Origin of the sequence: Cupriavidus sp. H19C3 (assembly GCF_049393815.1) — a bacterium.
Classification (GTDB): domain Bacteria; phylum Pseudomonadota; class Gammaproteobacteria; order Burkholderiales; family Burkholderiaceae; genus Cupriavidus.
Genome location: NZ_CP184985.1, coordinates 3266401 through 3277993 on the forward strand (window position 1 = coordinate 3266401; position 11593 = coordinate 3277993).

The 11593-nt window shown below is 67.8% G+C and carries 11 protein-coding genes; 7 read left to right on the top strand and 4 right to left on the bottom strand.

The features are described 5' to 3' along the window. Window position 1: 1 nt before the first annotated feature. On the bottom strand, window positions 2–1030 hold the full coding sequence (locus DFLDMN_RS15055; protein WP_423195721.1) for a tripartite tricarboxylate transporter substrate binding protein: 1029 nt from the start codon (window positions 1028–1030) through the stop codon (window positions 2–4). A 137-nt stretch (window positions 1031–1167) separates the two neighbouring features. On the opposite strand from DFLDMN_RS15055, the gene DFLDMN_RS15060 reads away from it, so the two are divergent. Then, on the top strand, window positions 1168–2184 hold the full coding sequence (locus tag DFLDMN_RS15060; RefSeq protein ID WP_423195722.1) for a LysR substrate-binding domain-containing protein: 1017 nt from the start codon (window positions 1168–1170) through the stop codon (window positions 2182–2184). Here DFLDMN_RS15060 and rclC read toward each other — a convergent pair. Beyond that, the gene (gene rclC, locus DFLDMN_RS15065) at window positions 2096–2671 is read right to left on the bottom strand and encodes a YkgB family protein (protein ID WP_423195723.1); all 576 of its coding nucleotides are present in this window, start codon (window positions 2669–2671) and stop codon (window positions 2096–2098) included. The genes DFLDMN_RS15060 and rclC overlap by 89 nt on opposite strands. 330 nt (window positions 2672–3001) lie before the next feature. Between rclC and DFLDMN_RS15070 the strand changes: the two genes are divergently transcribed. Continuing rightward, window positions 3002–3613 (top strand): DUF938 domain-containing protein, encoded by a 612-nt coding sequence (locus DFLDMN_RS15070; RefSeq protein ID WP_423195724.1) that lies wholly within the window; start codon window positions 3002–3004, stop codon window positions 3611–3613. A gap of 471 nt (window positions 3614–4084) precedes the next feature. Next, window positions 4085–4348 (top strand): hypothetical protein, encoded by a 264-nt coding sequence (locus DFLDMN_RS15075; protein ID WP_423195725.1) that lies wholly within the window; start codon window positions 4085–4087, stop codon window positions 4346–4348. A 131-nt stretch (window positions 4349–4479) separates the two neighbouring features. On the opposite strand, the gene DFLDMN_RS15080 is transcribed toward DFLDMN_RS15075, so the two are convergent. Further along, window positions 4480–5454, bottom strand: a complete 975-nt coding sequence (locus tag DFLDMN_RS15080) for a Bug family tripartite tricarboxylate transporter substrate binding protein (RefSeq protein ID WP_423195726.1) — start codon at window positions 5452–5454, stop codon at window positions 4480–4482. 88 nt (window positions 5455–5542) lie between these two features. Next, window positions 5543–6505, bottom strand: coding sequence for a LysR substrate-binding domain-containing protein (locus tag DFLDMN_RS15085; RefSeq protein ID WP_423195727.1), 963 nt, complete (start codon window positions 6503–6505; stop codon window positions 5543–5545). Window positions 6506–6648: 143 nt separating this feature from the next. Between DFLDMN_RS15085 and DFLDMN_RS15090 the strand changes: the two genes are divergently transcribed. The 4 genes from DFLDMN_RS15090 to DFLDMN_RS15105 all read left to right on the top strand — a co-directional run bounded on the left by DFLDMN_RS15090 (window position 6649) and on the right by DFLDMN_RS15105 (window position 11590). Further along, complete coding sequence (locus DFLDMN_RS15090; RefSeq protein WP_423195728.1) at window positions 6649–7821, top strand: CaiB/BaiF CoA transferase family protein; 1173 nt, start codon at window positions 6649–6651, stop codon at window positions 7819–7821. A 17-nt stretch (window positions 7822–7838) separates the two neighbouring features. Beyond that, window positions 7839–8672, top strand: coding sequence for an HpcH/HpaI aldolase/citrate lyase family protein (locus DFLDMN_RS15095; RefSeq protein ID WP_423195729.1), 834 nt, complete (start codon window positions 7839–7841; stop codon window positions 8670–8672). Between the two features lie 385 nt (window positions 8673–9057). Then, entirely contained in the window at window positions 9058–10389 is a 1332-nt protein-coding gene (locus DFLDMN_RS15100; RefSeq protein ID WP_423198432.1) for a TolC family protein, read from the top strand. A 22-nt stretch (window positions 10390–10411) separates the two neighbouring features. Then, window positions 10412–11590, top strand: coding sequence for an efflux RND transporter periplasmic adaptor subunit (locus DFLDMN_RS15105; RefSeq protein WP_423195730.1), 1179 nt, complete (start codon window positions 10412–10414; stop codon window positions 11588–11590). Window positions 11591–11593 lie beyond the last annotated feature (3 nt).

The window sequence follows — 11593 nt, forward strand, 5'->3', positions numbered from 1 at the left end:
GTCAGCTCTGCTTGAGCATTTCCTTGAGTTTGAGGCGCTGGATCAACTGCGTTTCCTGCTCATAGACCTCGGCGATGTACTTGCGGTACTCGGGGCCGTCCAGGTACATGACCGGCGCATCGAGGCGCGCCGCCACGGTCTTGAATTCGGCGCTCAGCACGGCGCCATGGAAGGCTTCGCGCAGCTTTTTCTCGACCTCGGACGGCAGGCCCCTGGGCGCGCCGATGCCGTTGGGCGCTTCCACCACCACGTTGTAGCCGAGCTCCTTGAGCGTCGGTGCGTCCTTGAAGCGTGGCGTGCGTTGCTCGCCCCAGGTGGCCAGCAGGCGCATCTTGCCGGCCTCGACGTGCGGCGCCCACGAGCTGGAGTCCGCCAGCAGGTCGACCTGGTTGGCCAGCACGTCCTGCAGCGCCGCCGAGCCACCCTTGTAGGCGATGGCGTTGAACCGGATGCCGGCCGCCAGCGCAAACTGCTCCATGCCCACGTGCGTGGCGCCGCCGATGCCGGCATGCGCATAGGTGACGCGGCCCGGGTTGGTCTTGGCTTCCGCCACCACGTCGGCCAGGGTCTTGAAGCGCGACTGCGCCGGCACCGCGATGCCGAAGGTCTGGCCCGAGGTGCGCGCCAGATAGGTCAGCTCCGTGCGCGGGTCCAGTTGCAGCATGCCCAGTTGCGAGAAGCGCGTGACCGAGATCGGAATCTGCCCGATGGTATAGCCGTCGGGTGTCGCGCGGGCCAGTGCCTTGGTGCCGATCATGCCGGATGCGCCGGCCCGGTTCTCGACCACGATCGATTGCTTGAGGATGCCCGACGCCACCTGGCACAGCGCCCGCATCGACTGGTCGGCCGTACCGCCGACCGGCCACGGGCAGATAAAGGTGATGGGACGTTCGGGATACGCGGCGGCAGCGCGCGCCACGCGCGGGGCGAGCAGGCTGGCGGTACCGGCGGCAGCGGCGGCGGCGGTGGCGGCGGCGCTGCCCAGCAGCAGGCGGCGGCGCATCGGGCTCGCGGGATGGCGATCGGTCATGGGGAAGGTCTCCTGGTCTGTCGTGGCCGATTCTTGCCGGCCGCGGTCGTGCAGCAGATTGTCGGTGCGCACGCCATAACCATCCAATAGATTATTGGCATTGCTTCATAACCTGCAGGTTAGGTAGACTCGCGAGCATGGCTCATATCGATCGTGCGTTCCGCTCCAATATCAAGCTGCGTCACCTGCAACTGCTGGTCGCGCTGGACGAATTTCGCCATCTTGGCCGCACCGCGGAGTTTCTGTCGGTCAGCCAGCCGGCCATCTCGAAGGTGCTGGCCGAGATCGAGAAGATGCTGGGCATGACGCTGTTCACGCGTTCCACGCGCGGTACCGAACCCACCGCTGCCGGGGAATCGCTGGTGCGCTTTGCGCGCTCGGTGCTGGCGCAATACGACGTCACGCGCGACGAGATCGAGGCCGTGGCCAGCGGTGCGGCCGGCCGCGTGCGGATCGGCTCGATGGGAGCGGCGTTGCCGGTATTGCTGACGGAGGCGGTGGCGCGGCTCAAGACGCGGTCGCCGCGCGCGACCGTGCTGATCGAGGAGGGCGATCTGACCCACCTGCTGCCGCGCCTGCGACTGTCCGAGCTCGATGTGGTGGTGGGCCGGCTCGAGCCGGCCTATGCGGCGCCCGACCTGTTGACGGAAGCGCTGTACGAGGAGCCGATGGTGGCCATCGTGGCGGCGGATCATCCGCTCGCGCGCAAGCGGCGGCCGGCATGGTCGGACCTCGCGCGTCATCCGCTGGTGGTGCCGCCGCCGTGGGCATCGTTGCGCGTGAAGATCGAGCAGGCGTTCGTGCGGCATGGGCAGGTCTTGCCCGCCGGCCTGATCGAGACCTCGTCATACCTGGCGGTCACCACCTTCGTCACCCAGCGGCAGGCCGTGGGATTTGTGGCGCGCTCGGTAGGACAACATATGCAGGCCGCGGCCCGTCTGCATGTGCTGCCGATGGCGGTCGAGGTGGAACTGCCGCCGATCGGCCTGATGATGCTGCGCGAGCGGCGGCCCGCGCCCGGTGTGACCGGGCTGATTGCGTGCCTGCGCGAAGCGGCGGGTGGGCTCAGCGCTGGCCGGCCTCGTCCTGCAGGACCCGCCGTGCCGAGTCCGCGATCATCACCACGGCGCCCGCGAGCATCAGCACGTCCTTGAGCACCAGCCGACCCGCGCCGGACAGGTACGGGAAGCCGAAGTTGGCATCGCCCAGATTGGCCACCCAGGCTTCGGGCGTAGTGATCAGGAACGACAGCGTGACGATCGGCGTGAGAAACGCCAGCACGGCACCGACCAGACCCAGGCGATTCGAGAAGAGGTAGGACAACACCAGCAGGCCGATCGCGATTTCCACCACGCCGAGGCCATTGGAGAAGGCATAGGTGTGGTTGGTGACCTGCCATGCGCGCTGCACCAGATCCAGCTGGCCTTCATGCGTCAGGTGCGCGTGGTACGCCTCGGGGTGGGCATAGAAGAACGACAGGAACGGGCTGTTGGCAACGAACGGTGTAATGCTGTCGGCCTCGTAAGGCACGAACTTCAGGGCCCCGATCCACAGGAAGACGATGGCGACGCCAAAGCGCACCAGCGGGATGCCGATGCGGTCGAGCCGACTGGCGACGGTGAGGAGATTGCGCGTGTTCATCTGGATGACTCCTTGCTGAGAGGTAACGGCGCGATGCGCGCCGGCTTGTCTCCATGCTATGCAAGGGCCTGCAGGCGGAAGCGACCGTTCCGCTCAGGATTTGTCTCGATCGTCTCAGCGCCCGCGAAGGTGGCCCGAGGTCGGGCGCAGACGCCGGATCGCGTGCCGAGGCTTGCGCCGGCACAGGTCGCGAGGCTCTGCTACGCTTGCGACTGCATGCGCCCGCACGGGAGCGGGCATACCGCCGACGATGCCCCCGCGCCCCCGCGCCCATACGGCCATACGGCCATACGCTCAAACGCCCATACACCGACAGGCCAATCCTCATCCATGAACCATCCGGACCCCGATGCGCGCCGCATGGCGCCCGCCACCGAACGCAATCGCGAACCGATCCTCGCCGTACTGCGCGAGGTATTGCCCGCGACCGGCACTGTTCTCGAAATCGCCAGCGGCACCGGACAACACGCCGTGCACTTTGCCGCGGCATTGCCGGGCGTAACCTGGCAACCCAGCGATCCCGATGCCGCCTCGCGCGCGTCAATCGCCGCCTGGACCGCGCATGCCGGTCTCACCAATGTGCGGGCGCCGCTGGCGCTCGACGTCCGCGTGCAGCCGTGGGGCCTGGAGCAGGCCGACGCCATGGTCTGCATCAACATGATCCATATCTCGCCGTGGGCCTCGGCCGAAGCGCTCTTTGCCGGCGCGGGCGCCGTGCTGAGCGCGGGCGGGGTGCTGTATCTCTACGGACCCTATCGTCGCGACGGCGCACACACGGCGCCGAGCAACGCCGCGTTCGATGCGCAGCTGCGGGCCGCCAATCCGGAATGGGGGGTGCGCGAGATGGAGGCAGTGATCGCGTTGGGCGCGGCACAGGGCCTGCGCTGCGATGCGCCGATTCCGATGCCGGCCAATAACTTCAGCCTGGTGTTCCGGCGCTAGCGATGCTCACCGGATCCTCTGCGCGTCATCACCAGATGGTGACGAACTTATCGGGACCACGATCAGGTAGAACATTTACGAATTATTAGTTTTGCGCATATGCGTGCGCCGAAGCCTGTTTTGTCTTTGTCCTATGGACGCGGGTGCGCGTGCAAATGTAAGATGCGTCGCACAGACCTCATGGTGCGGAAAGCTGCCAACAGAGCGCCCAACAGAGCGGCCAACAGTGCGGCCAACAGAGCGGCCAACAGAGCGCCACGGAAGCACCAGCATAAGCAGAGCCCGTGCGGTCGGCAGGGTGGCGCGGATCGCGGAGTCCGCGCCAATCCCGATCAGGGTGGGACAGTATTTTCAGGGTGGCACTACGCCCAGCACCTATCCCCACGCTGCACGTTTCATCCGCTCCATCCGCTCCATCCGTTCTACCTGTTCCACCTGCTCCTTACCCAAAGCCACGGGCTGAATATTTTTATGGGCCTTTCCACCGAACAGCGAAAGATTCTTGAACTGGTTTCTGCTGGCTACAGAATGGTCGTGGTGAAGTCTCCGCTTACCGAACAGGCCGTTTATGTTGCGTTGGTGGACCCGACAAGCGGGCGGTCGGAACGCGATATTCCATTATGGCGTGCCAGACGCCTATTGGCGGCGGGGGTCGTCCAGGCCGATAGCGCTTGCCTGGAAACGGCAACCGAATTGCAGATCGTACCGCCTGCGGTCAAGCCGCCCAGCGAGTAGATGCGCGGCGGTACGGGCGCGCCAGCAGGGACGCAACGAGGGACGCAGCGGGATCGGGGCAGGGCAGCAGGGGACGAGGCGATACCCCTGACCCCTGCGCGCGACGGCGACGGTGCCAGGGGCGGGTGAACTCAATCCACCTGCGCGCCGGAGGCCTTGACGATCTTGCCCCACTTGTCGATATCGCCCTTGAGCATGGTGGCGAACTGCTGCGGCGGGGCACTGAGGACTTCCGCGCCCTGCGCGGCCAGCTTGTCGCGCAGGGCCTTGTCGTTGAGCGCGGTCTGCAGCGTGCTCGTCAGTTTCTGCGTCACCTCCTTCGGCGTGCCGCGCACCGCGAACAGTCCCACCCACAGGTCGCCGCTATAGCCGGGCACGGTCTCACCGATGGCAGGAATGTCGGGCGCAAACGGCGAACGTCTGGCCGAGCTCACGCCGAGCGCGCGCACCTTGCCCGCCTTGATGTGCGGTAGCACGGAAGGCAGGCTGGCAAACGCCATCGGCACCTGGTTGCCGAGCACATCGTTGAGCGCCGGCGCCACGCCTTTGTATGGCACATGCTCGAGCCTGATGCCGGCCATGCTGTTCAGCATCTCGCCGAGCAGATGGTTCAGCGTGCCGTTGCCGGCCGAGGCAAAGCGATAGTAGTCGGGCTTGGCACGGGCCATGTCGATCAGTTCCTTGAGCGACCTGGCCGGGAACGCCGGATTGACCACCAGCACATTGGGCACCGTGGCGACCGGGCCGATCGGATCGAAGTCCTTGATCGGGTCGAACGGAATGGTCCGGTACAGGGTCGGATTGATGGCCTGCGTGCTGCTGATGGTCATCAGCAGCGTATAGCCGTCGGGCGTGGCACGCGCCGCCGTCTGCGTGCCGATATTGCCGCCGGCACCCGGGCGGTTTTCCACCACCACCTGCTGACCGAGCCGCTGCGACAGATCGGCCGCGACGAGGCGCGCGACGATATCGTTGGTCCCGCCGGGTGCCTGCGGCACGATCATCTGAATGGGTTTGACGGGATAGCCGTCAGCGAAGGCCGTGCCGCTCGTGGCCATGCTGAATGCCATGGCAAGGCCGGCCAGGGCAGGGAGGGTGCGACGCATGTTGTCTCCTGTTTTTTGATCGCGCCCACTCTAGCCCAGCGCGCCGGCACAGTGAAATTAGATTACTGACTACCGGCATAAGAATTACTTATTGTCGGGGCGGGCCCGAGACCGGTGGCGGCGCCAGCGAGCCTCCCTGTGCAATGCGTGCCGCGACGATTTCGCGCAGGATGGCCGCCACCGCTTCGGCCGCATTCGAGCTGGGCAACGCGCGCGGCCAGCACAGCGACAGCGTGCGGCGCAGCTCGGGCAGGATCAGGCGGCGCGGCACGGCCGCGTCGTTCTCGCCCAGCGACGACGCGGGCAGGATGGTGCAGGCCAGGCCCTCGCGCGCAGCGGCCAGCAGAAACGGCAGTGAATCGAGGTCGGCCACCACATTGAGGGCGATACCGGCCTTGGCAAAACTGCGCTCGACCACCTCGCGCAACCCCTGCGAGCCGCTTGGCAGGACCAGCGGCATGCCGTCGAGCGCCTTGAGCGCGATCGCTGCCGATGCCGCGGCGCGGCCCCGGCGCGGGTGGCGCACGGCCCCCTCCGGCGGCGTGCCCACCAGGCACAGCGGCTCGCTCGCGAGCGGCTCGGGCTCCACCGCGCGTGACGGCGTATCGCGGAAGAGGATGGCGAAATCGAGCCGGTTCTGGTTCAGCAGTTCCGAGATATAGCCGCTCATGCTCTCGAACAGTTGCAAGCGGATCTGCGGATGGCGCTGGCGCACGGTGCGCACCAGGGCCATGCCAAACGCGGCGGCGGCGGTGGTCGGCAACCCGACGGCGACCGTGCCGGATAGCTCGGCGCCGGCCAGGCGCACCTCCGCCCCCGCCACCTCGGTCTGGCGCAGGATATTGCGCGCATGCCGGTAGAGCGTCTTGCCGGCCTCGGTCGGCCGTACGCCCTTGGCACCGCGATGCACCAGCGGCACGCCGAATTCGTCCTCGAGCGCGGCAAGCTGCTGGCTCAAGGCCGGTTGTGCAACGCACACGATCTCGGCCGCGCGCGTCAGGCTGCCCTGGTCGACGATCGCCACGAAATAGCGCATGGCGCGGATGTCCATGGTTTCCTCCCGATGCTGAGGGTATTGATTCTACTTATGGTGCCTTCCGCAATCCCTATTTCACACGCGGCGGGCGCGCGGGTAGATTGACGGCATCGCCCCCGCCGGGCTTCCTGACCGGGCATTATTTCGCCCCACCCGCCATGTCCCGACCCCTTGCAGGCATTACCGTCCTCTCACTCGAACAGGCCATTGCGGCGCCGTTCTGTACCCGCCAGCTGGCCGATCTGGGCGCGCGCGTGATCAAGATCGAGCGTCCCGGCCCCGGCGATTTCGCGCGCGCCTACGACACGCGCGTACGCGGCATGTCGTCGCACTTCGTCTGGACCAACCGTTCGAAGGAAAGCCTGACGCTCGACGTCAAGGCGCCCGATGCCGTGCCGCTGCTGGAGGCGCTGCTCGCGCGGACCGACGTGCTGGTGCAAAACCTCGCGCCGGGCGCGGCCGCGCGGCTGGGCCTGGATTTCGACACGCTCTCGCAACGCTATCCGCGCCTGATCGTCTGCGACATCTCGGGCTATGGCGGCGACGGTCCGTATCGCGACAAAAAAGCGTACGACTTGCTGGTGCAGAGCGAATCGGGCTTTGTCTCCGTGACGGGCACGCCGGACGAGGGCGTCAAGGCCGGTGCCTCGGTGGCGGATATCGCCGCGGGCATGTATGCGTATAGCAATGTGCTGGCGGCCCTGATCGAACGCGGCCAGACCGGCCGTGGCAAGCGCATCGACGTGTCGATGCTGGAATCGATGGTCGAGTGGATGGGCTTTCCGATGTATTACGCCTTCGACGGCGCGGCGCCGCCGCCGCGTGCCGGCGCCGCCCATGCCACCATCTACCCGTATGGTCCGTTCCCGACCGGCGACGGCAAGACCGTCATGCTCGGCCTGCAGAACGAGCGCGAGTGGGCCGTGTTCTGCGACATGGTGCTGCAGGACCCGGCGCTGGCCACGCATGCCGACTTTGCCACCAACTCGCTGCGCAGCGCCAATCGCGCGCGTCTGCGCGAGCGCATCGTCGAGGCGTTCGCGCGCCTGACGGCGGCGCAGGTGGTCGAGCGGCTGGAAGCCGCCAGGATCGCCAATGCCAACGTCAATACCATGGCAGACGTCTGGCAACACCCGCAGCTTGCCGCGCGCGAACGCTGGCGCACGGTCGACTCGCCCGCCGGCGAGCTGCCGGCCTTGTTGCCGCCGGGCCAGACCGATGCCTGCATGAAGCCGATTCCGGCGGTGGGCGAGCACACCGATGCCATCCTTGCCGAGCTCGGCTACACGGCGCAAGAGACGGCGCGCCTGCACGCCAACGGCACGATCTGAAAGAGGAGACCCACGCGATGGAGCCCCGCACCCCCCGCCCGCCGCGCAGCTATCTGTTCGTGCCGGCAACGCGCCCGGACCGCATTGGCAAGGCCATCGCCGCCGGCGCCGATGCCGTGATCGTCGATCTCGAGGACGCCGTCGCGCCCGCTGACAAGGACGCCGCGCGCGGCGCGCTGGCCGCTCCCTGGCACGACCTGCGGAGACAGGCCGAGGCCGCGGGCGTGTCCCTGCTGGTGCGCGTCAACGGCGCCGATACGGCGTGGTTCGCCGACGATCTCGCCTGGTGCGAGGACGCCGCGGTGGCGGCCATTGTGCTGCCCAAGGCCGACGTAGCCGCGCTCGCGCGCCTGCGCCAGGTGTTGCCGGGCACGCCCTGCCTCGCGTTGCTGGAGACCGCGGCCGGCTTTGCCGACCTGCGCGACGTGGCGCGCGCGCCGGGCGTGCAGCGGCTGCTGTTCGGCAGCATCGATCTGATGTTCGATCTCGACGTGGCCGATGACGGCCTGCCGCTCCATCATTGCCGCAGCGAACTGGTGCTGCATTCGCGCGCGGCCGGCCTGCCGGCCCCCGTCGATGGCGTGTGCACCGCGATCGGCGATGACGGGGCCCTGGCGGCGGAGACGGCGCGGGCGCGCCAGTTCGGCTTCGGCGCCAAACTGCTGATCCATCCGAGCCAGGTCGCGGGCGTCCATGCGGCGCTTGCGCCGGCGCCGGAAGCCGTGGCCTGGGCGCGGCGCGTGGTGGAGCAGGCTGCGGCCGCCAACGGCGCGGCGATCGCCGTGGACGGCAAGATGGTGGACCGGCCGGTGCTGGAGCGCGCCCTGCGCATCGTGGCGGCGGCGCCATAGGCCGGTGCCGGGTGCCCGCCGGACGCACTTGGAACGCACTTTGGCCCCCGCCGCCGTATCGCGGCGGCCAAATATACCCGGCGGAAGGCAAACGCGCGGGCACGCCATACGGGTTTTCCCTCTGCGCGGATTAGGGCGGATTTGCTGCCATTTGGCCGCTAGATGAAAGCCATTTGTAATGAGATTCGGTTGGAATACGCACGGGGGATCGTGTCCGGTCATCAACCGGCGGATATCAGGCAGGAGGCTTCCGGAATAAAAGGCGCATAAAAAGAAAGTTGCCATTCCGGTGCACCGTTCGGCTGGCACGGTCGTTTACCTCTGACCGTTGTCGAATTGAGCCAGATCGATCGTGCATTTTTCTGTTACCCGAGTCGCCGTGGCGATGCTCGTTGCCCTGGCGGCTACCGCCGGCCATGCGGCCAGCGAGCCTCTGCCGCCAGACGGCCCGTGCGTGGCGCCACCGGCCAAGGCCACCCTGACGCTGTCCCAGGCCCGTCTCGACGCCCAGCGTTGCAACCGTGACGTCATCGTGGCCCGGCGTGGCGAGGAAGCCAGCCAGGCCGATATCGAAATTGCCTCCCAGCGGCCCAATCCCGTCCTGAGCCTCGGCGTCGCCAATATCAACCCGAGCCTCGGGGTTGGCTCGGGCAACCTGCGCAGCAAGACCGTCGACTCCACGCTGCGCGTGGACCAGGTGATCGAGACCGCCAACAAGGGCGGCCTGCGTGTGGACGCCGCGCGCAAGGCCAGCGCCGCCGCCGGCGAACAATTGCAGGCCGTGGTGGCGCAGCAGCTGGGCCTGGTGGACCAGGCCTGGTACGAAGCCGTGGTCAGCCAGGAGCGTGTCGGCGTGCTGACCGACACGGTCGGCCTCTACAACCGTACCCAGCAGGCCAACGAGGCACGGCTCAGGGCCGGTGATGTCTCGCGGGCCGATGTGACCAAGCTTCAGCTGGAAACGCTGCGCGCGCAGAACGACCTGCGCGCGGCCCAGGCCGACCACGCACGCGACAAGGCGGCGCTGGCCGCCACCATCGGCGTGCCCGGCACGCTGCTCGACAATCGCCTGATGCCCGACTGGCCGGACCTCGATACCGAGGTGCCGCCGGTCGATCCGAACTTCCTCCAGCGCCGCCCCGACGTCACCGCCGCCGAAGCCCGTCTGGCGGCTGCCGCCGCCGCGCGTGACCTCGCCCGTGCCGGCCGCGTGCCCGACGTGACGGTGGGCGCGCAGGCCGAGCACTATCCGATCTCGCAGAGCAACCCGACCGGCAGCGGCAACAGCTTTGGCGTGTTCGTCTCGATTCCGCTGTTCGTGCGCCACAGCTATGGCGGCGAGGCGCGCCGCGCGGAAGTGGACTACTACGCCGCGCTCGACGATCGCAACCGCATCCTGCTGGCCGCGCAGAACGACATCGAACGGCTGCGCTCGCAGCTGGAGTCCGCGCGCGCCACGCTGCGCCAGATGCGCGACACCGTGCTGCCGGCCGCGCAAAGCGTGGCCAACAGTGCCGAGTTCGCCTACGGCAAGGGTGCCTCGGGCGTGCTCGATCTGCTCGATGCGCGCCGCGCGCTGCGGCAGACCCAGCTCGACGCGGTGGAGGCGCAGGGCGCCTACGCCAAGGCGCTGTCGGCCTACCGCACGGCCCTGCAGGCCACCAATACCGATATCAACACGTTACCCCAGGTCCGTACCGATGCGTCGCGCCCATAACAGCATGCAGAGAATTACCGAGATGTCCGTCCTGTCCCGCGTGGGCGCGGTCCGGCTGGCCGCGGCCGCGTTGTGCACGCTCGCGCTCGTGGCGTGCGGCAAGAAGGAGGCCCCCGAGGCCGACGACGATCCCAAGGTTTCCGGCCAGACCATCACGTTCCCGGAAAGCGTACGTACGCTGCCGGGTATTGTCGGCCAGCCGGTCAAGGCCGGCGGCGAACGCATGATCAGCATGCCGGGCCGCCTGGTGTGGGACGAGGACAAGACCGTGCGCGTGTCGTCGCCGTTTGCCGGGCGCGTGATGGAAATCCTGGTGCAACCCGGCACCGCGGTGAAGGCGGGCCAGCCGCTGGCGCTGCTGACCTCGCCCGATTTTGGCGTGGCCCAGGCCGATGCGCGCAAGGCCGCCGCCGACAGCGCCTATGCGCAGAAGTCGCTCACGCGCCAGCGCGAGCTCTACGACGCCGGCGTGATCGCGCAGAAGGACTTCGAGCAGGCGCAGGCTGACAGCGCGCGCGCCATGGCCGACCTGCAGCGCACCCAGGCGGCGCTGCGCATGTACGGCAACGCCGGCGACAATGTCAACCAGCGCTTCTCGCTGCGCAGCCCGATCGACGGTCTGGTGGTCGAGCGCAATATCAATCCGGGCATGGAACTGCGTCCCGACCAGCCGCCCGGCGCGCCGCTGTTCCTGATCACCGATCCGGGCACGCTGTGGGCCCAGCTCGATGCCACCGAGGCCGATCTCAGCCTGTTCAAGCCCGGCGTGACGGTGCAACTGAGCAGTGCCGCCTATCCGGGCGAGACCTTCCCGGGCACGGTGGTCAAGATCGCGGACTATGTCGACCCCGCCTCGCGCAGCGTGAAGGTGCGCCTGCTGGTGCCTAACGCCGATCGTCGTCTCAAGGCCGAGATGTTCGTCACGGCCAGGCTGCAGGCGAGCTCGTTCAAGGGCATCTCGGTGCCGTCGAAGGCCGTGTTCCTGGCCGACAACAAGAACTATGTGTTCGTGCGGCCGTCGCAGAATTCGTTCGAACGGCGCCAGGTCAAGCTCGGCGTGACGATTCCGGGCACGGCCGAAGTGGTCGAGGGCCTCAAGGATGGCGACGTGGTGGTGACCGACGGCAACCTGTATCTGCAGGACATCCTGCGCGACGCCACCGCGGTCAACAACGCGCGGGCTGCCGCCGCGAAGCAGTGAGGA

Bases quoted from the DNA above. Each gene is read 5' to 3' on its own strand.
- DFLDMN_RS15100 (WP_423198432.1), top strand. From the start codon at position 9,058: ATGCTCGTTGCCCTGGCGGCTACCGCCGGCCATGCGGCCAGCGAGCCT.
- DFLDMN_RS15070 (WP_423195724.1), top strand. From the start codon at position 3,002: ATGAACCATCCGGACCCCGATGCGCGCCGCATGGCGCCCGCCACCGAA.
- DFLDMN_RS15105 (WP_423195730.1), top strand. From the start codon at position 10,412: ATGTCCGTCCTGTCCCGCGTGGGCGCGGTCCGGCTGGCCGCGGCCGCG.
- DFLDMN_RS15080 (WP_423195726.1), bottom strand. From the start codon at position 5,454: ATGCGTCGCACCCTCCCTGCCCTGGCCGGCCTTGCCATGGCATTCAGC.
- DFLDMN_RS15060 (WP_423195722.1), top strand. From the start codon at position 1,168: ATGGCTCATATCGATCGTGCGTTCCGCTCCAATATCAAGCTGCGTCAC.
- DFLDMN_RS15055 (WP_423195721.1), bottom strand. From the start codon at position 1,030: ATGACCGATCGCCATCCCGCGAGCCCGATGCGCCGCCGCCTGCTGCTG.
- DFLDMN_RS15075 (WP_423195725.1), top strand. From the start codon at position 4,085: ATGGGCCTTTCCACCGAACAGCGAAAGATTCTTGAACTGGTTTCTGCT.
- DFLDMN_RS15085 (WP_423195727.1), bottom strand. From the start codon at position 6,505: ATGGACATCCGCGCCATGCGCTATTTCGTGGCGATCGTCGACCAGGGC.
- DFLDMN_RS15090 (WP_423195728.1), top strand. From the start codon at position 6,649: ATGTCCCGACCCCTTGCAGGCATTACCGTCCTCTCACTCGAACAGGCC.
- rclC (WP_423195723.1), bottom strand. From the start codon at position 2,671: ATGAACACGCGCAATCTCCTCACCGTCGCCAGTCGGCTCGACCGCATC.
- DFLDMN_RS15095 (WP_423195729.1), top strand. From the start codon at position 7,839: ATGGAGCCCCGCACCCCCCGCCCGCCGCGCAGCTATCTGTTCGTGCCG.